Annotated in this window: 14 protein-coding genes; 6 read left to right on the forward strand and 8 right to left on the reverse strand. The window is 54.7% G+C overall.

Features of this window, described 5'->3' with window-relative positions:
• Positions 1-103 precede the first annotated feature (103 nt).
• Complete coding sequence (locus tag OLTU_RS23065) at positions 104-817, forward strand: hypothetical protein (protein WP_218110216.1); 714 nt, start codon at positions 104-106, stop codon at positions 815-817.
• A gap of 65 nt (positions 818-882) precedes the next feature.
• Here the strand turns inward: OLTU_RS23065 and OLTU_RS23070 are convergent, their stop codons facing one another.
• Complete coding sequence (locus OLTU_RS23070) at positions 883-1,146, reverse strand: hypothetical protein (protein ID WP_141735106.1); 264 nt, start codon at positions 1,144-1,146, stop codon at positions 883-885.
• Positions 1,147-1,447: 301 nt separating this feature from the next.
• Here OLTU_RS23070 and OLTU_RS23075 point away from each other — a divergent pair, with 301 nt between their 5' ends.
• Entirely contained in the window at positions 1,448-2,404 is a 957-nt protein-coding gene (locus OLTU_RS23075) for a hypothetical protein (RefSeq protein ID WP_141735107.1), read from the forward strand.
• On the opposite strand, the gene OLTU_RS23080 is transcribed toward OLTU_RS23075, so the two are convergent.
• The 4 genes from OLTU_RS23080 to OLTU_RS23095 all read right to left on the reverse strand — a co-directional run bounded on the left by OLTU_RS23080 (position 2,401) and on the right by OLTU_RS23095 (position 8,808).
• Entirely contained in the window at positions 2,401-2,985 is a 585-nt protein-coding gene (locus OLTU_RS23080; RefSeq protein WP_141735108.1) for a 1-acyl-sn-glycerol-3-phosphate acyltransferase, read from the reverse strand. The genes OLTU_RS23075 and OLTU_RS23080 overlap by 4 nt on opposite strands.
• A 135-nt stretch (positions 2,986-3,120) precedes the next feature.
• On the reverse strand, positions 3,121-5,868 hold the full coding sequence (locus OLTU_RS23085) for an MHYT domain-containing protein (protein ID WP_141735109.1): 2,748 nt from the start codon (positions 5,866-5,868) through the stop codon (positions 3,121-3,123).
• 286 nt (positions 5,869-6,154) lie between these two features.
• Positions 6,155-8,236: an adenylate/guanylate cyclase domain-containing protein gene (locus OLTU_RS23090; RefSeq protein ID WP_141735110.1), complete on the reverse strand. Its 2,082-nt coding sequence runs from the start codon at positions 8,234-8,236 to the stop codon at positions 6,155-6,157.
• Between the two features lie 140 nt (positions 8,237-8,376).
• Positions 8,377-8,808: a hypothetical protein gene (locus OLTU_RS23095; protein ID WP_141735111.1), complete on the reverse strand. Its 432-nt coding sequence runs from the start codon at positions 8,806-8,808 to the stop codon at positions 8,377-8,379.
• Between the two features lie 219 nt (positions 8,809-9,027).
• Here OLTU_RS23095 and OLTU_RS23100 point away from each other — a divergent pair, with 219 nt between their 5' ends.
• Positions 9,028-10,218, forward strand: coding sequence for a zinc metalloprotease (locus tag OLTU_RS23100; protein WP_141735112.1), 1,191 nt, complete (start codon positions 9,028-9,030; stop codon positions 10,216-10,218).
• A gap of 19 nt (positions 10,219-10,237) precedes the next feature.
• Here the strand turns inward: OLTU_RS23100 and OLTU_RS23105 are convergent, their stop codons facing one another.
• The gene (locus OLTU_RS23105; protein ID WP_141735113.1) at positions 10,238-11,362 is read right to left on the reverse strand and encodes a DM9 repeat-containing protein; all 1,125 of its coding nucleotides are present in this window, start codon (positions 11,360-11,362) and stop codon (positions 10,238-10,240) included.
• A gap of 376 nt (positions 11,363-11,738) precedes the next feature.
• Between OLTU_RS23105 and OLTU_RS23110 the strand changes: the two genes are divergently transcribed.
• Together OLTU_RS23110 and OLTU_RS23115 are read left to right on the forward strand one after the other, a co-directional pair.
• The gene (locus tag OLTU_RS23110; RefSeq protein WP_141735114.1) at positions 11,739-13,469 is read left to right on the forward strand and encodes a DUF1592 domain-containing protein; all 1,731 of its coding nucleotides are present in this window, start codon (positions 11,739-11,741) and stop codon (positions 13,467-13,469) included.
• 25 nt (positions 13,470-13,494) lie between these two features.
• Positions 13,495-14,943: a DUF1552 domain-containing protein gene (locus OLTU_RS23115; RefSeq protein ID WP_141735115.1), complete on the forward strand. Its 1,449-nt coding sequence runs from the start codon at positions 13,495-13,497 to the stop codon at positions 14,941-14,943.
• Between the two features lie 205 nt (positions 14,944-15,148).
• Here OLTU_RS23115 and OLTU_RS23120 read toward each other — a convergent pair whose 3' ends face one another.
• Together OLTU_RS23120 and OLTU_RS23125 are read right to left on the reverse strand one after the other, a co-directional pair.
• On the reverse strand, positions 15,149-16,948 hold the full coding sequence (locus OLTU_RS23120) for a hypothetical protein (RefSeq protein ID WP_141735116.1): 1,800 nt from the start codon (positions 16,946-16,948) through the stop codon (positions 15,149-15,151).
• Positions 16,949-16,977: 29 nt separating this feature from the next.
• A complete protein-coding gene (locus tag OLTU_RS23125) occupies positions 16,978-18,576 on the reverse strand; it encodes a coiled-coil domain-containing protein (protein WP_141735117.1) in 1,599 nt (532 codons plus the stop codon).
• A 448-nt stretch (positions 18,577-19,024) separates the two neighbouring features.
• Between OLTU_RS23125 and OLTU_RS23130 the strand changes: the two genes are divergently transcribed.
• On the forward strand, positions 19,025-20,347 hold the full coding sequence (locus OLTU_RS23130; RefSeq protein WP_141735118.1) for an aspartate kinase: 1,323 nt from the start codon (positions 19,025-19,027) through the stop codon (positions 20,345-20,347).
• Positions 20,348-20,397: the final 50 nt, after the last annotated feature.

A 20,397-nucleotide genomic window follows, 5' to 3' on the forward strand; every position in this document is an offset into this window, starting at 1 on the left:
TGCTATTATAAGAGTCTGGAGCGCCGTAACCACAGCGTTTCTGGCAGGTTTATTGCTAGAGTTGGCTTGATCAGCGAGAAGGGGATTTTTTGTGTTGAACTCAATGAAGTCAGGACTGCTCCTGCTCCTCCTATCCGCCTGCGGGAGTGATGGTGGCAGCGGCTCGTCGCAGACCGATCCGGAATCCACCGACACGGACGTGGCCCAGGGCAACACCTGCTCACCGCGTGATACGCCGATCACTCGCATTGCGGATGTGATAGCGCTCATCAATGAACTGCCCAAGCCTTTGAGCCTGGATTGTCTGATCGCCAGTCTCAGGCATCCGCTCGAAGTTCAGGCCACGGCCAGCCGAATCAGTGCACAACCCGCCATCAGTCGGGAACAGCCGCGCATATTTTTGCAGAGCGAAGGACTTTTTCTGTCGGTCGTGCCGGGTGACAATCTTTTGGAATTTGGTGAGACCTGGCAGGAAACTCTTTCCATCAAGGGTGAGCTCGCCTTTCCCATTGAAGAGGCGCTGAGTGATAATGCACCCTTTGTGCAAATTGGGCCGATTTTCAATCAAACCCAGACTCGCTGTGGGGGCCCCTGTCACACCCCAACGGTCGAACACTCCAAAATGGGCGGCGTTTCGGTCTTTGCTTCGCAAATCGTACGGCCCAATCCGGAATTTCGCGTGCCCCTCGAGGAGTTGAAGGCAGCGTGGAACAACTGCACAACTTTGGATGAGGCGGCTTGTCAGCTTTATAAGGCCATGTTTGATGCAGCCGAACCGGTCTCGTTTGAGTTCAATGAAGACTTGCCATTCTTCTGAACGGTCTCACGCAGAAAAGGAAGAGGTTATCGACCTCTTCCCCTTGGACTTGACCTGAGTTTGAATTACTGGACAGGTGCGGGCGCAGGTGCCGCCTCAGGAGCGACAGGTGCGGCCTTATTGTTCTTTCTCACAGTTCCCGACACCGCTGCACCATGACCTTTTGCAGCTGCCGATACACCACCAGCTCCTTTTACGCGTGCGGGATCTTTGGCGGCTGCACTGACAGCCTTGCCATGGCCTTTGGCAACAGCGGAGGCTCCACCTGGAGCTGCATAGGCGCCCATGCTGACAACAGCGATCAAAAGTGCAAGCGTGACGTTTTTCATGTTCGTTCTCCAAAATGTTGACTCGCATCGAAACGAGATAATCACTGATCGACATTTTCCGTCTTGAATTGAAAAAACTTTGTAAGACCCTTCAAGCGTGGAAAGTTCGACCGCACAATTTCGCGCGACACGCGATCCGTGCGTCTCTGAAGAGGGTCCAAATTCCGGTTTTTTCTGTGTAGATAACCACCCTCGTAAATAATTGAATTCATTCGATATATCATGAATATGTCAAGTTTTTCCACAGAATGACGATAAGGAATTTGTATATGCGCTTTTTGATGCCTGGAGGAATCATCACGTGCCTTTTGATCACGCATTTCACAATGCGCTGCGAGCCTTTTTGTTCCTGTTCATCATCATCAACGTGAGCTCCATGATTTCATGGGATTCAGCCCATGCAGCACGTCGTGCTATCAAGAAGCGCGCTCAGACACCCAGTCCATGGTTTGGAAGCACGGACGTGACATATTCCAACTGGTTCAAGGACAAGCTGGAAGGTGGTGGAGAAACGCGAATAGGCAGCCTTCAACTCGGATTGAATCTTCCCTACAACTTTTCCACCTTCATTCGAGTGAGCGCCATGCCCGATCCGGATGGATTCCAGGATGTCCACGCGGGTTTGAGCAAGAGCTTCATCGTCCATCCCTCGTTGCGTCATACCCTTTCATCATCGTTCTCTCTGCCGACATCGGAATACAGTCGCTCCATTCAGCAGAAAACGCAGGCCTCCATCGCAGCGACTCAGGAATACTTTCTCAGTTCTGCAACTCTGACGTTTACGGGCTATGGGGCGCGAGCGTTTTATCGGGACGACGGAGCCATCACACCCGAGGCTTCGCTCTGGCTCAAAAGGGAAAATAGAGGCCAGGCAAAGAAAAACCGTCCTCGTTCGGCCACCCCTTTGACGACGGATGGCCTGGCGGTTGACGAATTTGGAACCGCTGCAGGCTTGGAGTTTGATTACAGCGACGTGATTTACCAGACGCGTTTTGATCGACTCTGGGGAGGAGCCTTGGATTTCACCTGGCGCTTCAATAGCTCATGGGCCGTAAGCAGTGCCGGTTCGCTCACACAATCGATCTTCACGACTGACGAGTCGGTATGGACGGCGGACGTGACCCTGATGCAGGCCACCTACTCGCACCGCTCACTCTCCCTCTTCGCAGCGACAGGTTTCCTGGATAGCTCGCCTGCCATACTCTGGCCCAAGGCCAGGACCGTGACCATTGGCACGAGCTATCTCTTCCTGAATTAATGGCCTGTCGTCCTCTCGGCTGCGTCGGGTGCATCCATCCCTGGGATCATGAATCCAACTTTTTGATACATGACACGAATGGCTTCCAAATCCGCTTCGAGGGAGTCCCCGGGGATCAGCTGCCCGGCCCAGATCGTCCGCTTGTTCTGATTATCCAGATACCAGCAGACGATGGGAACCTTGGCCTCTTTCGCTATGTGCCAGAACCCGGTTTTTATTTTTTGAACCCCACGCCGCGTACCTTCGGGTACAAGCGCCAAATGAAACTCGTCCCGGCTAGCGAATTCCTCGGCCATCTGCCTGACCAGACCGGTCGACTGGCTTCGATCGACAGGAATGGCCCCCAGTTTCTTCAGGAGCCCGCCATAGGGCCAGCGAAAGTCCTGGTTGCGAACCAGGACATGGCCCTTCTTTTTGACGATGGCAAACCCGGAAAAGGCCATCACCGTATCCATGATAGTCGTATGAGGGAAGCCAATAATAACCTGCTTCTTTTGCCAGTAAGGCGGCAGTGGCTCACAGGTCCAGCCGCGCAGGGCATAGATGGAGCGACCAACTTGACTTAAAATATTTCGATACATAAGGACTCGATTGTTCGCTGGACTGAGGTTGAATAAGGGCTGAACAAGGACCGCAGCGTAGCATGGCTGGCCCTCAGGCGACAAGGGCTTCGCGCTGGGCATGAGAGGAGCAGGGCCTGGGATCCGGGCCCTGGATTAGTGAGGATACTTGGACAAGGTTCGGACCAGGAGCTTGCGATCAATGGGCTTGGTGATGTGGTCATCGAAGCCGCTTTGGAGGGACCGATTATGTTCCTCCTTCATCGCGTGGGCGGTCAGCGCAATGATCGGCTTCTTATAGCCGTGATCCCGCAGCGTTCGAACGGCTTCGTAGCCATCCATCTCTGGCATTTGAATGTCCATTAGCACCAGGTTGAAATTGTCACTGAGAGCGCGCTCCACACCCTCGCGTCCGTTGTTGGCTGTCGTGACAGAGGCCCCGAGAACCTTCAAAATACGTTTAATCAGAGCCTGATTATCCGTGCTGTCATCGACGACCAGAATCTTGAGACGGCTGAGATTGACTTCTTCTGCGGGTTTGGCCAGCGGGATGACGTTGTTCACCATCTGATCGGAGCTTTGGAAAAGCACCGTTTCACTGATGCCCGGATCGATCGTCACCACGAAGGTGCTTCCCTGCCCCGGTGCGGATCGGCTGAGGATCACATCACCGCCGAGGATATTGGCAAGCTTTTTCGAAAGAGCCAGGCCCAGACCTGTCCCTCCGAATTTCCGGGTGGTGGACACATCCGCCTGGGAAAAGGGAGCAAAAATCCGCTCCATTTTTTCCGGGGAAATCCCTTCACCCGTATCGGTCACGACGAACACGAGTTTCATCGTATCATCGGCATAGGGCTGAAGTTTGACACGAACGGTCACGGAACCCCGCTGCGTGAACTTGATGGCATTGCCGACGATATTCAAAAGGATCTGCCGCAGACGAAGCGCATCGGTTCTAATTTGTTGCGGCATGACGCCTTCTGATGTCACCTTCAATTCGATGCCCTTGGCCGCCGCTTCCAGACTGAGGATCGAGGCCAGTTCCTTCAGAATGTCACTGAGAGGAACATCCGACCGTTCGACCTCGAGCTTGCCGGCCTCGACCTTCGAAAGATCCAGGATGTCATTGATGATGTTCGACAGGAGCTGGCCATTGCGCCTGATGATCTCCATATAGTTGGAGCGCTCCGGACTGGTCAGTTCCTCGGTGATCAACAGCTCGGAAAAGCCCAGGACGGCTCCGAGCGGCGTTCTGATTTCATGGCTCATGTTCGCCAGGAACGAGCTCTTCGTGGCGTTGGCGACTTCAGCCGCTTCCTTGGCCTTTTCAAGTTCCGCCTGAATTTCCTTGTGCCGCGTGATGTCGCTGGCCACGACGATAAAACCTGATACCTTATGTTCGCTGTCAAACTCCGGCACAAGCGTTATGGCGAGAGTCGCCGTGGTGGTGCCGCTCGTCGATTCCTTTTCATAGGTCGTGACCGCGCCCGACAGAACATTTCTTATAAAGGGTTCATTCCTTTTGTACCGGGCGTCGTCGAAGATATCATGCAGGGTTTTTCCATTCACAGGCTCATGACCCTTATGATTAAACCACTTGCAAAACGCCTCGTTGGCGAAGAGGAAGCGTTCATCCCTATCCAGCTGGGCGACGAGCACAGGCAAGGCATTCGTGATTGTGCGCAGCTGATTTTCACGTTCCTGAAGGGACTGCGTCCGCATGCGAACCCGTTGTTCCAATTCCTCATTCAGCTGCCTCAGGTTTTGTTCGGACTCCTTGACCTGTGTGATGTCGCGCGTCACCGAGGAAAAACCGGACAGGGTCCCATCCGGGTTGCTCAGAGGGACGATGACCACACTCGCCCAGAAAATGGAACCATCCTTCCGCACCCGCCGGCCCTCGCCTTCAAAGTGCTGCGATTGCCGGGCCGCTTCCAGTTCATGATGAGCTGTGCGATTGGCGACATCCTCCGGCCGATAGAAGATCGACACATGCTTGCCGATGACCTCCTCTTCAGGATAGCCGGTGATACGCTGAGCACCTGAATTCCAGGTCGTGATCCGGCCTGCTGGATCCAGCATGAAGATGGCATAATCCTTGACGGCTTCCACCAGACGGCGGAATTTTTCTTCGCTTTTTCCCAGGATCTCATCCGCTTTCCTGCTGCGCCTGGTCACCAGCCTATGAGCGAACGATCCCGCAAGAGCCAGGCCCAGAATGACAAGGGAAGCCACGATAACGACCACGGCCAGCCACGACGTGACAATGAGATGCTCACTGCCAATGGTTGAGGTTTCCTTGTGCACGAACGTGGCCGCATACATGCCTGTATAGTGCATGCCGGAGATCGCCAGCCCCATCACAACACTGGCGCTCAGAATTTTCCAAAACTTTTCCTCCTTATCCCGCAGCCGGATCAGGATAAAAAGAGCCCCGTACGAGGCCAGCAGGGCTATGACGACCGAGAGCACGACGAGGTAAATATTCCACTGGATCGTGGCCGCCATGCGCATCGAATACATGCCGATGTAATGCATGCCGGCGATGGCAGCGGCCATGGTAATGCCGCCGGACAGTATGGAACCCATTGGGACAAGAGGCTGGCTCAGCATGTGAAAGGCCAGTCCGGAAGCTCCGATGGCGACAGCCACCGACAGAATCATGAGGGGAAGATCATAGGCCATGGTCATGCCGGGCATTTCAAAGGCGAGCATACCAACAAAGTGCATGCTCCAGATGCCAACGCCCATCGCCAACGCTCCGCAGCTCAACCAGATGGCGCGAGCACGACCTTGGGCCTGAACCACGCTATGCGCAAGATTCAGAGCAACATAGGAAGCGAAAATCGCAACGATTATGGATATGGTGACCAGGAGGGGACTGAACTGTGTTTCCATGACCATGGTTGAGAGCTCCTTTCAGACCCTATGCCGATACGATGCATCAGTTGAGATCATTAGGATGATGGGTGCTACATGGATTTATCAATACGCCAACCACATGATAAACTCCAGTAACTTGCGTGAAAATGAAGCGTCATAAGCTTCACATTCAGATCAGGCGGGCCTTTCGTACGGCAGAGGTCGGCAGGGAATGGTCTTACTATTTGACATATGAGGGAGGTTCCCGCGCCGGGCCTTTTCACGGGACGGAACGGGCCAGCTGGCGCCGCGTGCCGGGATACCGCCTTCACGCGCCTAAAGGCAAGGTTTCCGATTCAACCGGTGAAGGGTCCAGGGCATAAAGTGTCATGAGATCACGTATGCCGCGAATCTGAAATTCGCCGAGGTAACGGCAGCGGCCCTCGGGCAGTTGTTCGGCGATCACTCGCGAGAGGATAATTTCATTGGCCTCCGCCATGGCTTCAATCCGGGAGGCGATATTAACGGAATTTCCCACCACCGTATAATCAGAGCGGCGTCGGCCTCCAAAACTTCCTATCACGGCCGGCCCCTGGTGAATGCCGATGCGCATGGCAAAGTTATGCCCCTCATGGTTTGTTTGCCAGCGCTTGTTCAACGTCTGCAGACAGGCCTGCATCGCCTGAGCGCAACGCGCGGCCTTGCGGGCCTGATCCTCGGCGGTCATGGGATCGGGGACTCCGAAGATGACCATGACAGCGTCACCTATAAATTTATCCACGGTACCGCCTTCCTCCATGACGATATCCGTCATATGAAGGAAGAAGTCATTCAGAATATGCGAGACCGCCTGCGCACCCAGCTGATCGGTGGCCAGCGTGAAATCACAGAGATCCGCGAAGAGGACTGTGACCGTTTCCATTTTCGCGGATTCCTCGAGGCGCGACCGTCCCTCGAGCACTTCCTGAACCATGACCGGCGGCAAAAAGCGCTGCAGGATGTTGTTTTCGATATAGGATTGCAGCTCTTCGATCCTTCTGTTCTTGCGTCCCATACGGATTGAATGCATGGCGATGATCAGGCTGATGAAACCGATAAGGCCGATACAGACGAAGAGGATGGCGTTGTACTTGCGATTCCCTTCCAGTTCCATGGCCTGAATTCTGTTCTCCTGCTGCAGTCTTTCGTTGGCCTGGGTCCGACGTTCGAGCTCGAACTGCGCATTGTACTTCTTTGCCAGCTCGACATTGCGGGTTTTTTCAAGCTGACTCATGACTCCCATGAGACGCTGATAGGTTTTGGCCGCCTCTTCAAAGCGACCCATGCGCATCCGGAGCAGGGCCTCATATTCTGTGATGGCTTGGAGAGGGACCAGGGCGTCCTCAAGCAAGGGATCCTTCCTGAGGAGTTCGAGGATCTGCTCGGCCTCCCGGAATTGATTCAACTGCACATGAGCTTTCAGAAGTTCCAGACGCGCTTCAAAGGCGGCAAAGTTATTCGTTTGGGCTTCAAAAATGTCCAAGGACTTCAAAAGTTCCGTCAGGGCTTCGCGATATCGCTCCAAACCATTCAAGCTGAGCCCGATCCCGAAGTGCCCGTAGGCGATGCTCTGGGTATCGTTCATGTCGACGGCAAAACGCAGGGAGTCCTGGTAAGCCGCCAGGGCTTCCGACCAACGGCGCGCATCGGCAAAACAAAGGCCCAGATTGTAGGCTGCGAGGTTGCCCAGAAAGCGAAGCTTCGCATCAAGGGCGTAACGTTTCACCTCCTCAAAAATGGAGATGGCCCGCCCCTGGTCCTCCACCGACAGCTTCATGTAAGCGCTGCCGATATTATTCAGGATCGCATAGTAGGTGTGATCATGCGGGTGATTCTTCAGAGCATCAAAGGCCTTCTGAACATAAAGAGCCGCCTGGCTTTCGTTGCCATACTTCAGGCTGAAATTGGCCAGGTTGTTATAGAGGCTGGCCGTGAAGCGCGGTAACGCGAGGGTTTCCACTTTGGGTTCGAGGCTCTGCAGCAGATTCAAAGCGTCCTGGCTTTGACCGCGATATTCCAAAGTCCGCGACTTTTGAATCAGGAGCATCGCCTCCAGGTCCTTCACTTGGTGCGTTTTTGCGGCCTCCATGGCTTCATCCAGAATGGCTTCGATTTCCTCATAACGCCCCAGGTAGGACAGGCCGATGATCATGGCGGTTGAGGCCCGAATCCATAGGGCCGCCTGCTCTTTCCTGCTCACGGAGGCCCGTAATGTCACAGCCTGGTCATAGGCAGCCTGCGGATCATCGAGGAGTTGACGTTCGACGAAAGTGGCTTGCTCCATCCACTGTGATGAGGATTCCGCACGCACCGGGGCGGTCCAGGCCAGGGCGAGGAATAAGGCAAGGATGAGAGTTTGGATACGATCCATGAGCCAGCCCAGGACACTTCATTGAAAGGCTCAACATTCAAGTGGATTATCGGTAAGAATGGCAAAAGGAAAATCATACTCTTGTGAAAGAGAATCAGGGGCGGGAGAGCCCGGGCGAGGCTCCCACCGATCATGGGGGATTACTGTTCAAACGTACACTGGCTGACCAGCTGTCGCGTTTGAAGATCAAAGTGAGTGGAGCACTCCACGTTTCTGAGATCCCAGCGTCTGCCATTCGTGACGGCGAATGATTCAGCCCCATTTTTCCGAATCACTTTGATGAAGCTGTCGGAATCCTTGGCATTGGCGCGAACAAACAGCCCACCACCCACCGAAAATTGGCAGATCTTAACGTTGGTGCCGGACACGCAGAAAGCCTCGTCCGTCTGGTAAAAAGTGGACTCAATCGAGGATTGTTCCTGGATACCTGAGCGCTCCAAAACAGCGATCATCGTCTTGGCATCATGCCCTTGAGCATCCAGCAGGACAGGGGCCCGGGACAAACCCATCGCGGCTGGTCCAGACAAAACAAAAGAGAGGCCGGAAACGATCATCACGAGACGAAATTTCATATAAGGTCCTTTTCACGAGAGAGTCAACACATCCTGTCAGGACCCAAACTAGACGCGCCGCAGCGGGAGTTCCACTTGGACGGTCTGGAATCCTATGATGCGATATGCGGAGAAGCAACGTCGATTCAGCCAACAAAAATGTCGCTTTTTCTCTGCAATATTCGGCTCGAATCCACGTCCTACCCTGCAGTTCACTGACTTTTCCAAAGGAACTCCAGCATGCATCTTAATAAAATCGCTCTGATACCAACTCTTCTGTCCCTATTCATTTTGCCAGCCTGCGGATCCAAAAAAAGCAAAAAGCGCGATGTTGCCGGCCCGACAGCCAAGGTTGAATACTTCGTCCACGGCAATCCGACCATCCTTATCCAGGGCAGCACACAGAATAAAACCAGTTTCCTGAAAGTCGAGGAGCTTGACCGCTACAAGAACTTTACGCTATCCGGCTTCACGGCTTTCGTCGAACGGTCTCCGAAGGATACCCCCAAGAATTGGGATGATGTGGAAGACGAAAACAGCACCGAATCGGAAGAGGATGCGATTCGCAAAGCGTTTGAACTGAATGACTTTCAATTTGTCGAAACTCAGGCAGGCAAATGGTCCTATCAGGATGGCCAGGCCGACTCCGTGGAATTGGGTTTCGTGGAAAAGGATGGCGTGCTTAACCTGGCAACGTTCAAAAACTTTCCGGTCCAAATTCAGCACTATAGTTTGAAAGATGACGGGACGGCTTTCAGTGTTCTCTTCACCATACCCACTCAAAGTGAAGGTCTGGCGTTGGTCAGTCTGAGCTTTGCCTCCAACGCCGATGTTCAGCCTCTGGTCTTTGCACCTGAGAACTATTCCTATTTGTTCGGCAGCGCCAAGGTTTCCTGGAAACAGCCCATGAAACTGCAGGCCTGCGGCAAGTTTTCTCCTTTCGAACAGGCGTCCATCGAAGCCAGCATAAAGGCCTGGTTTCAAGACAAGGAAGTGGCCAACTTCACATCAAGCCAACCCCTGGCGTTCAGCTTCACAGAAACCTATGCACCCTTCTCTGACCTGAATCAGCAGTGCATTCATCTGGTCCGCAACTTCAAAGCGGAAAGCTCGGACGATTTTTATATCGCCGGCCTGGCGGTCCCGTCCGTGAATGCTGCCAGCAAATCCTTTGTCGACAGCGATGTCTTTGTGTTTGTGGATCACTTTGAGGTTCGTTCCGAATTGATCGCTGGCGACAGCGAAACTCTGATTCATGAAATCGGCCACTATTTGGGGTTGGGTCATGAGTTTCGGAAGGATGAAAACGAGCAGGCCTTGCACCCCAGCATTATGGGTTATAGCCAGGGAATCTCCAGCATTTCGGAATGGGACTTTGCCGCAGTACGTGGTCTCTACGGCGCTCCTTTGCAACCAGCTCCGGAGCTTTGATCGTCCCATCCTATCCGATTCAAGGCGGGGGAATCACCCGCCCATCCATGATTTTCTTCGTGGCCGCTTCCTTCCACGCCAGCACCTGATAGTTCGCGGTAATATTCACACCATAGTATTCATGAGAGCAGCCGGCCGCACCGGGACGCAGGACCCCTGGCGTCTGCTCGTCCACGGCATCATCGGCCTGGAGTCCGCGGCAGGCATACAGGGGATTGCCCAGCGGGTCGACTCCCGAGATGATGGCCTGAGCCGGCTTCAAACCATTGGAAGCTGGGAGCCACTCGAAATACTCATCAAAGCTTCCCTGCGTGATGACCAGTACATCACTGCGATAGATGAGGGTTCGGGCATCATCACTATGGGAAGTCAGGGCTCCATTATTGGTTGTGGCATAGCATATGGACTTGCTTGAATCATTGTAATGAACAATCATTTTGCCGGGAATGATGTCGCCGTTATTATAAAGGCGGCAAAGGAAAAGACTGTCGGCACCGTCATGTTCCGTGCCACCCACAGCGGCATTGGCCGGGATACGTCCCCCATCCAGAGCCAGCCATCGCAAGGCCCCCATGCTGACAGGCGACGCCTCCTGATGCTGGACGCCCGCGCTATCCTGAACTGTCAGCAAAAATTTCACAGCGTTGCGTTGAGCCTGGACCTCTTCCAGGCTTGCGGCCTTCAATGCGATGGTCACGTGCCATTCAGGGCTTGTGAGCAATTCGCTGAGCAGAATATTGAGGCTGCCACTGCCGGAATACTCATAAGACCACTGCACACTGGAGTATTGCGTTTTCAGGGCGATCTTGTTGTTGGTCTTTTGATCGCGAAGCGCACAGTTGACCGTCGACTCAGGAGCGGCGGTCGTGGGAGATTTCATCTCCATACAAATCAAGTAGGAGCCGGAAATGTTCCCGGGCGGGATGACTTTTTCCTCCTCGGCATCGTCCTCCTTGGACATGGGGACGGGCGCGGTGGCCTCCTCTGCAGTCGGAGCCGGCCGCGGCTCGGGCGTCAACACAGTCGTTTCCGTTGCCCGATCCAGAACCTGGTTCGACAGCAGAGGCGATTTATCAAGATTGGCTCTACTGCAAGATACTCCGGCGCAAATGATTGCGACGCAGATTCCCATGTGCTGCAGCATCGCTCGCTCCTTACGAATGCAAGATGTTTATTTCTTATCGGTGCTGAGAATTTCAGACTCGAAGGTTTCCGAATAAGGATGCCATTCCGCGGCTTTGGAGCCACGAAATCGAACCGGCCCATGACTTATTAACCCACTGTTTTTGCAGCTTTTCTTACCCGGCAGCAGAATCCCAGTGGCCAAGCCATGGTCCCTGCCCAAACCATCGACAGGAAAGGCTTTCCCTAACCTGCCTATATCCTTCAACTCAGCTCGCGCTGCGCGGGCGGAACACTCCTTGCTGACAATTCCTTCCGGGAACACCTTCGAAAGAGAGGCTCGAATATGTTACAGAAAAAATCCAAACTTCATGTTTGGCTGACATGTTCGGAGTCGCATGATGATGCCTCACGTCCGCCTGCTTTGTGTTCTCTCCCTCGTGTGCCTGACCGCCTGTCAAATGCGGAAGGCTCCCAAACCACCCCAAGCCAATTCCATCGCCGATGCTGATGCCGAACTTGGCGCAGATCTGGAAGGCGGACTGTCGGCCGGCGACTATGCGGCGCTGGTCTGCGACAAACCTGAAACCTTTCGCGGTTTAAGGGCCTGGCGGCGCCTCAGCAACAGTGAGCTGATCAACACCATTCAGGATATATTCGGTAGCACCGAGGGCGTTGATTTCAGCACCCTGATCAATGACATTCCCAAAAAAGAAGCCTTTGATACGATCGCCATCAAAACGAATTATGTTTATGGCGACCGCTTCAAAGCTTACATGAGCATGGCGAGCAGCCTCAGCTCCAGCGTAAATATCACTCAGCCTCAACTCTTTCCCTGTCTGGCCGAAGGTCGTGCCTGCGTGGAAAAGCGTCTCCCGGAAGTGGGCGGACTCGCCTGGCGTCGTCCTCTTGAAGCGGAGGAAATCAATGAGCTCCTCGCGCTTTATGATAGTTTTGTTGCGGATGGCACTTCGGCGGAAGATTCCACGAGGCTGTTGCTGCAGGCCCTCGTTCTTTCCCATCATTTCCTGTACCGCTCGGAACTCGGTGACAAACAGGGCGACGGCTCGTACCTTTTGAATAACTGGGAACTTGCCTCCGCGCTCTCCTACATCCTTTTAAGGCGACCACCCGACAGTACCCTCCGGCAGCTCGCGCAGCAGGGCGAATTGCAAAAGCCCGAGGTCATACGCAGCCAGGCCGAACGTCTTCTGGCCGACGCCCGTGCGCGGGAAGCCTGGGGTGACTTTGCCTCGATGTGGCTGGATGCCAATCGCGTGCAAACCGTAACGAAGGCGCAGCCGGAATTCAACGCCGATCTGAAAAACAAGCTGGCGGCGGAAGTGAAAGAATTCTTTGTCAACACCATGTTCGATGCCGAGGTGAAAACCTATGGGCAGCTGATCAACTCCTCCTATACCATCGTTGATCCGTCAGCAGCCTGGATCTATGACTCCACGGCCATGAACGGACGCCAGCTGACTTTTGCGCAGGAGCAGCGCCGCGGGGTGCTGGGGCAGGCCGGCTTTCTCGCCAGCCATGCTTTGCCGGATCAACCCAATCCCATCACCCGGGGTGTGTTTGTTGCCGAACGCCTTCTTTGCGTCGGCTTTGCTCCAGCGCCACCCGTGCCCATTCCCGAACCCAAACCCGGGATCACCAATAAGGAACGTTTTCGCGTCCATACGCAGGGAAGCTGTGCCAGTTGCCATGCAACGATCGATGCCATCGGCTTCGCGCTGGAAAACTTCGATGCCCTTGGCAAATTCCGGACGGAAGACGCGGGTCAGCCTATCGTCGTCGACAGCCTTCTGCCCATCGATGGAAAAGAGCTGATGATCACAACCCCGCAAGGCCTGTCGGAAACCATCGCTCAGTCCCGTCAAGGTTTGCAGTGCTTTGTGCGACAGAATTTTCGTTATGGTTTGGGGCGGCTTGAATACGCGCCCAGAGTCATGATTGGGGTCGCGCCCCAGGATAAGCAAACGGTGCAGAGCGAACTGGATCGTTGTCAAATCGAGGCCATTGCAAACCGCATGCAGGAAAACAATGGCGATATGAAAACAGCGATACTTGAACTGGTCACGAGTCCCGCGTTCAGAACCCGTTTGATCGGTGCATTGGAATAAACATGGAACGGCCTGGAGTATATTCATGAAAATCAAGCCCAGCATGACCCGCCGCCAGCTTCTGGAAAGCACCAGCAGTGCGATGCTGCTCTTTCCCCTGTTAAGGCTCCTGCGCGTCACGGACGCCTATGGCCAGGGGGGAATCACGGCCCGGGCCATCTTCGTGTATTTCCCTTCGGGCGCCTACAATGAATCCTTCTGGCCCACGTCGCAGGGTGGAACCATCGGAACCCTGCCGGTGGTCACAGCACCCTTCGAACCGCACAAGGCTGATATCATTCTTTTCAAAGGCCTTTGCACCCGCGGTGACAGCAACCACGATGGGGGCCCTGCCCAGGTTTTTGCCGGCTGGGGAAATGATGGATTGAAACCGGCTGGCGTCAATCCCATCGCCGGCCTTACACCCAAGCCTTATTCCATCGACCAGCTGCTGGCGGATCGCCTGGGCCAGAATACGCTGCGGCGCCTCATCAGCCTCGGTGTTCATACGTCCCTGCCCGCTTCCAGGCAGTCCGTTTCCTTTCGCTCCACGGGTCAGCCCGAGCCGGCCAAGGACAATCCCAAGGCGGCCTTTACCGATATCTTTGGCAACTTCACTTTGCCGACCGGAGGCAGCGGGGCTCTGCGCCTGGCCCAGACCGATGTCGCGACTGGCAAAAAACGCATCATCGATTATCTGCGCGGTGACATTCGAAAGATGAAGCGCATCCTCGGTCCACTCGAAGGCAACATGTTTGAAGCGCATGTGCTGGCGTTGGATGATTTGGAAAAGGAAATAGCCCGTGAGCAAGCCATACAAACCGGAACCATGCCGACCGGCGGCGGTGCGAAGCCCCAGGCCAGCGCCACCTGCAGTCCCAAGGCTTTGGAAGCGCAAATTCCCAATGCCACCAATACCCCGGTGCCCTGGTATCACGCACCGGAGTCCGCGCCTACGGTTTTCAAACTGAACCGGGAAATCATGCTGCAGGCCTTTGCGTGCGGCATCACCCGGGTTGGACTTTTGCAGTATGGGAACTCGGATATTGAAAGCGACCTCATCGCCGAAGGTGTGCAAAGGCCGGGTCAGCGTTATCACCTTCTGTCCCATGCCGGAGGCCCGGAATTTTTCAACACCCAGGCCGGCATGATGCGGGAAGTGGCGACCTTGATCACGCAGCTGAAGGCTGCGAAAATTGGGGATCACAGCCTCTTCGATGAAACCCTGATTCTGGTGGCCAGTGACATCGGTGACAATCCCAACGGCCATGACGGGGTCAATATTCCCGCACTCATGGCGGGACGTCTGGGTGGGAAATTAAAAACCGGTCGCATGATTGAATATCCGTTTATTCCGCGCGACTGGGCCAACTTGAATAACGGCATGCATTGGAACCGTCTCCTGGTGAGTGTCGCTCACCTGATGGGACAGACGGATATCCAGACCATTGGCAATACTCTCTACAGCGGCCCGCTCCCGGAGCTGCTGGGTTGATGGCACCCTTGCTTCTGCTGCTCGGTCTTTGCATGTTCCACAGCCATGCATGGATACCGACAGCCCCGGAACCCAGGTTCCAGCTGCACAGGCCTCGTTTTGTCCGCGCGATGGCCTGTGCGGCCCCCTGGTTCAAAGCCCCGTCCAGGAAAAACAGGAAAGCGCCGCAAGCCCGAAGGCTCCGGCGCTTTCATCATTCCGGTGCTTATGGAGCTGCCTTGGTGATTTCGCAGTTCACATAGCTCAGGCGTGAGTTTCGGACCACTTCCGTTCCATCGGCGGTCGCTTTCAAAGAACAGTCATGGATCTGGCCGATGATGCCGTTGTAATCGAAACCGGAGGAAAGGTTATCCATCGGTTCGGAGCCTTTCTTGAAGCCATAGATGAAGTCGGGCACCTGGCTGGAAGGCTGGGGTTTACTGAAGGTTCCCCACTCCCCACCGATCAACCGGCCACTCGCATCAAACTCAAGGAAGTACTCAAGCTCCGACGGACCGGTTGCATAGCGCAGGTCATATTCGGGGGTGTAATCCATCATGGGACCGCGGGGTTCATAAGACCACTGGAGATCCACCTTGACTTCAACCACAGTGGCCGCACCTGGAGCCAAACGCTTCATGAGGCCGGGATACTCTTTGATAAGGGCTGCAACGCTCTTGCCAGGCTTGACGTTCACCTGGGCCGCATGCACCGGCTGATTCCAGACCTGACCGCTTTGGGTCCGGTCGATCACGAAGCCGACCTGATCTTCCTTCAAGGCTTTGATCAAAGTCGTATGGAGGGCCGCAGGATTTACGTCACCGCAGCCATTGATTTCCACGGAAGCCAGTGTGTCAGGACGTGGGGCATTCTGATCGGCAACAAAGGTCTTGATTTGCGCCAGGCGATCCGCATGGAAGTTCATCTGTCCCCAACGTCCGGTTTCCTTATCCAGGTAATTCAGTTCGAAAAGATAAGAGGACTTGGCACTGTTATCATGCAGACGAATCGTATAGAGCCTAAAGTAGGCGTTGCCGCTAAAGATTCCATAAATCCAGCTGGTGTTCATCCAGGGCAACGACAATTCCTCGACCAGCGAGAAATTGATTTCTGCGGCGTCAGCCGTCTTTTTCAAACTGCCATAGATATTGCGACCTGAGGCATCCACGGGACCACGACTCGATTCATCGCCCACATCGAGGTTGCAGCGGCGGCCGATAAAGTACTGATCCTTGCGCGGGGAATAGTTGGCCCAGGCGTAAGTCAAGAGACCCCGGATATCCCCTTCGGTCATCAGGATTTCCTTGTCATCCATCTTGATTTTAACCGCGTGTTTGGGGGCTTCTGCGAACAGAGCCGCAGGGGCCCAGCCGTGGCACAGACCTTCCCAACCCCATTCATCACCGGTTCCGGCCTGATTCAAATACTTATAGGATGGCGACGCTGTGCGATTGGTCCAGGTCGTCCAGCCATCGCGTGAAAGCGGAAGAACGGATTGAAGAGCCGTGCTGTTCTTTCTGAGAGCCTGATTCATCTGGCCAATAGCCGTCCGCTTCGGGGCGAGCTCTTCGGTCGCCGCGATTTCGGTTTCCCTGGCAGCCAGCTCGGTCCGCAGGGACGCGAGGGTTTCCGCCTTCAATTCCTTGTTGTGACGCCAGCGATAGATTAAGTCGTACTTTTCAGCAGGCGAAAGATAAACGCTGGGCTTTTCCTTGCCTGATTCTTCCAGATGAGTATCAAGGAAATCCACGAGGCCGATTTCAGACGTCGGGCTGCTCGTCAGCTGAGCCCAGCGATAGGAAAGACCTTTGTTAACGCTTGGCCAGTAGGTATCAGTCCAGGGCGTCCGTTCGGTGGAAGCCTCAAAACTGTTCTTGAGCGTTTCGTAATCCAGGGCCCCGGTATACCCGCTTTTGTTGACCTGGTTTTCATCATCAAAAGCCTGGTCGAGCGTCGAATCCTGGGAGCGCGGACCGCAGCCAACACTGATCGCCAGAAGGGTGAAGATGCTGATCGCTGTTTTCATGGGTTGTTATCCTTTAATGTCCTGTTCAATTAGTTGGAAGACGTGAAAACCCCGTTTGCATCGAAGCAGCCCAGGCGGATATTCGCGCCTTGCCCTTCCAGGGCTCCAACGAAAGCGGTCGCAGCTTTGAGCAGGTCGCTTGCGTCAGGCTGATTCGCGAGAACAGTAAGGGTCGCATAATCGTAGGTATTGTTGACAAAATTCAAGGCTGCATTGGTGAAGCCTTTGAAACTTTGTGCGTTCGCCACGACCATGTTTCTGGAAACCAGGCTGCCACCTCCCCGGCCAAAGTCCTGACGGGTCATTTCAAAAACCAGGCGGTTGCCGGTCTTCAGAAGCGAGCTGGATGGATCCTGACAGGTGCTGCTCGAGGCTGAACCGTCGATGACAAAACCATAACTTCCATTGTAGTCGATAGAGTTTTGTACCGGCACACCCTGGGCACTGAAGCGATCCAGGGAATGTTTCTGGATTTGAACCTGACCATCACTGCAGGCGATGGCTTGAGCAAAGCCGCCATCGGTCGCAACGTGAACAAACTCGTAGCAGAAGTTATTGTTAATGGCAGATATTTCAGTTTCATTGAGCCAAAGGCCACGGATGTCCGCCAATGTTTTTTGAAGAATGCTGGCCACGCGACCTTCCAGAACCGTAATGCGAGCCTTGGCGGCCTGCAGTTCCTGAACCGCGGCCTGCGCTGCGCCTTCCGCCTGGGTGATCGCAGCCTTAAGAGCGTCGCGCTCTTCTTTCAACTTGTTGATTTCGGCTCTGGCACTTTCAAGGTCCGGGTTGCTGGAAAGGGCTTCCAGCTTCGCAGTCAGGTCAGCGATCTCGCTTTCCTTGTCCTTAACAATTTTGTCCTTGGCCGCGAGCTGGGCTTCGAGTTCGGCCTGGGCGGCTGCTGCGGCTTCGTTGGCCTGAGCCAGGGCGGTCGTCAGCTGCTCATTCAAGGCATCACGTTCCGTCTTCAGTTTATTGATTTCAGCCTGGGCCTTTTCGAGTTGTTTGAGGACGTCAGGGTCGTTCCCAAGGGCGGCCAAAGTCGCGTTCAAAGTTTCAATTTCCTTCGCCTTGTCGGCGATGACAGCGTCCTTGTCGGCCAGCTGCTTATCCAGCTCAGCCTTGGCAGCCTGAACGTCGGCCAGAGCCTGATCAAGAGAAGCCTTGAGCTGATTGCGTTCATTCGTCAGAGCCTTGGCCTGCTCTTCAGCAGCGGCCAGTTTGGTTTTCAGTTCAGCAGCTTCCGCACTGCCGGCGGTCGTGCTGGAACGTAGATCGGCGATCTGCGCTTCCTTTTCCGCAATCATGGCTTCTTTGGCTTTGAGTTGGGTATTGAGGTCAGAGGCCACCTTTTGTTTGGCCGTCAGGTCAGCTTCGAGTTTTGTTTTGGCTTGTTCGGCCGCGGCTTTGTCTTCCTGAGCCTTGCTCAGATCCTGGCGCGCTTTTTCAAGTTCCGTGACAGCGGCATCACGCTCGGCCTGGGTTTGATCTTGGGTGATGGTCAGTTCATTATTTTGCCGGCGCAATTCATTGTTCTTGCGCTTCAGCTTTTTTTCGTCCGGTGTATCGCCACAGCCTTGCAGGATGCTGATGAAAAGACTCACAGACAAAAGGTGTTTGTAGGACATGGTGTAACTCTCCTGGTCATTTGAAATATCTTTGAAATGAAGTGAAAAAGACTCACAGTTCGAACGCTGGACACCGAACGCAGTCTGGACGTTTCATGCAGCTAAATATTGCAGACAGACGTAGTGGTCGCAGAAAGTGTCATAATGGCGTTCTCGAAGGGCCTCTATAAGCTAATGGCAGGGAAAATGACGAACCCGCTTTGCGGGTCTCCATGAACTGGCGTGGCGACCCAATCGTCTCGGGCGCATGAGGCACACAGCTGTTTCAACTTGCTAATCCGAAGGCCATCAATAAAATCCTGCTACTCTTCCTGAATCAGCCCCCAAAGCTGGCTTCGAGAGGCAGGGGAACATGTCCGAAGGGCCGGCGCGCTCTGAATTTGCGACACCTGGTGCAAATGACGAGCGTTACCACTGTCTGGAAGTCCACAGAACGAAGGTGAAAGTTATGTCGCGCATAGTTTGTAAGTTTGGTGGAACCAGCCTCGCCGATGCCCTCCAGTTTAAAAAGGTCCGGGCCATCGTGGAAGCTGACCAGCGACGCACGATCGTGGTGCCTTCGGCGCCCGGCAAACGTATGGCGAGTGATGCCAAGCTTACCGATTTGCTCTACCTCTGCCAGCAGAGCGCTTCCGTGGGGAGCGACTTCACTCCGGTATTTGCACGGGTGAGTGAACGCTTCCTGGAAATCGAGCAGGCTCTGGGCTTGAAGGCCGGCATGGCAGATCACCTCGACCAGCTGCACAAGACCATCATCCGCGGCGTGAGCAAGGACCACATCGCCTCGCGAGGTGAATATCTGAATGGCCTGCTTATGGCGGCTTACCTGGGTGCGGAATTCATCGACCCGCAGGAGTGCATTCTGCTGAACGCCAACGGCGGCGTCCATCCGGATACGTACCGCATGCTCGGCGAACGCCTGGCGAACACGAACAAGCGTTATGTCATTCCCGGTTTTTATGGGCGCGATGCCAATGGGCATATCAAGACATTCTCCCGGGGCGGCTCGGATATTTCGGGAGCGATCGTCGCGCGAGCCGCGCAAGCTGAACTTTATGAGAACTGGACGGATGTGTCCGGACTCCTGATGGCGGATCCTCGCGTCGTCGCCAACGCCAAGCCGATGGAGGAAGCCACTTACGCGGAAATTCGCGAGCTTTCTTATATGGGCGCGACGGTGCTGCATGATGAGGCCATCTCTCCGGTTCGCGAAGTCGGCATTCCCATTGCCATCAAAAATACCAATGCTCCGGATCATCCGGGCACGCGTATCGTCAACAAACTCAGCCCCGAGATCGACAAGTCCACGGAGATTGCAGGCATTGCCGGCAAGAAAAACTTCGTGATGATCAATATAGAAAAGAACCTGATGAACAAGGAGGTGGGCTTTGCCTTCCGCCTGTTCGGAGTCTTGGAGCGCCACGGTGTGAGCTTCGAGCATTGCCCCTCGGCTATCGACAGCATGAGTGTCATCGTCGAAGCCTCGCAATTGGAAGGCAAGACCGAAGTTGTCCTCGAGGAAATCCGCAACACCTTGAACCCCGATCGGTTGGAACTCGAACCCCAAATCGCGTTGATTGCTGTGGTCGGGGAAGGCATGGCCAAGACGATCGGTATTGCCGCCAAAGTCTTCGTGGCTCTGCGTGAAGCGCAAGTGAATGTACGCCTGATCAATCAGGGGGCCAGCGAACTCAATATCATTGTGGGTGTGATGCCGGAGGATTACGAGACAGCCCTGCGGGCTCTTTATGGGGTTTTTGTTAACGACTGACCGTCCAACGGGCCGTCGAAGGCGGTTCCCGCCGCACTTTGCTTCCGTTT

It is taken from the genome of Oligoflexus tunisiensis, assembly GCF_001748245.1.
GTDB lineage: Bacteria > Bdellovibrionota_B > Oligoflexia > Oligoflexales > Oligoflexaceae > Oligoflexus > Oligoflexus tunisiensis.